The organism is Fischerella muscicola PCC 7414 (assembly GCF_000317205.1).
GTDB lineage: Bacteria > Cyanobacteriota > Cyanobacteriia > Cyanobacteriales > Nostocaceae > Fischerella > Fischerella muscicola.
In genome coordinates this window covers 1-1099 of record NZ_AJLK01000223.1, presented here as the reverse complement: position 1 = coordinate 1099, position 1099 = coordinate 1, and the positions used below count along the sequence as shown (strand labels likewise).

Annotated in this window: 1 pseudogene; it reads right to left on the bottom strand. The window is 38.7% G+C overall.

What is annotated here, in order from left to right:
* Window positions 1-20: 20 nt before the first annotated feature.
* Window positions 21-1087 (bottom strand): annotated as a pseudogene (locus UYI_RS40335) (IS4 family transposase).
* Window positions 1088-1099: the final 12 nt, after the last annotated feature.

The following is a 1099-nucleotide window of genomic DNA, read 5'->3' as shown; positions in this document are numbered from 1 at the left end:
CTTACGGGGTGACAAACAAGCTACAAAGCAGACTGGATAAAAGACATAGCACGTAGACCCTTGTGAAAATAGGGTAGTTTATTGGGCTTTAAACGCATTAAATCATGAGCTAAATCAGCCCAAAACTCCATCGCACCCACCCATAATTGGCCGTACAAACCAATCCAAAATGCGCTATGTCGGCGATGTAGTCGGTGTAATTCCTTCAGACGACCAACATATTTTTGTAATCCCATTTGACGCGAGTGACGACCCGCTAAAACAGCACAAGTATAGGCGATAGCAATTAATAAAATTAGTGCCATCAATCGTTGACCATTACTCTTAAGTAGATTCGAGATTATAGCCACCAGTCTTGCAGTCTTTAAACATAGCTTCAATGCCACTACGCAATTTAAATGCTTTAATAGCATCGGCAAGGCTATCAAGATTAGTCAGTAAAAACCAGCCAGCAGGTTCAACTTTCCCGCGATATTTACGCTTGTAATATCCAGCTAAATTAAAATGAGCAAAGCCTTTTTGTTTAGTGGCTTGAATACCTGTCAAGAAGAACGAGATACCAGGATTTAATCCCAAAGATTGTAACCGTTGATATGATTCATTTCCTTGGCGAATATACGTACCTTGTTTTTGACGCAGCACAAAGTCAATTCCCTTACTGTGTAACCAATGAGCCAGTTTTATACTATGAAATTCTCTATCTCCCAGTACGAGAATTCGATATCCTTTGAATAACCGCAGCAATGGGCGGATTAATCTTTTCTGCTCACCCAACTTGCTACATCCTTTTTTTGGTAATAATATCCAGTAAACTGGTATTGCTCTTTTCTGTTCAATTAAGCTGATTATAAATACATTTTTCACGGTGCCACTGTGTTCTATCAATGGCGAATATCAGTAACAATAAAAATCTTTGAATACTGCGTCGCCGACTTTCAAATTTTATTGGTTGGGGAAATACAGATGAGAGCTTCTCAATCGTCACAGTTTTATGAAACTGCAAGAGCATTATCAAGATTTCGAGCATCTTGTACTGTGCAGGTGTCAGTAGATTCTGAAAGCAGTTTTGGTAGAATTTAGGTAACATTATCATTTGATA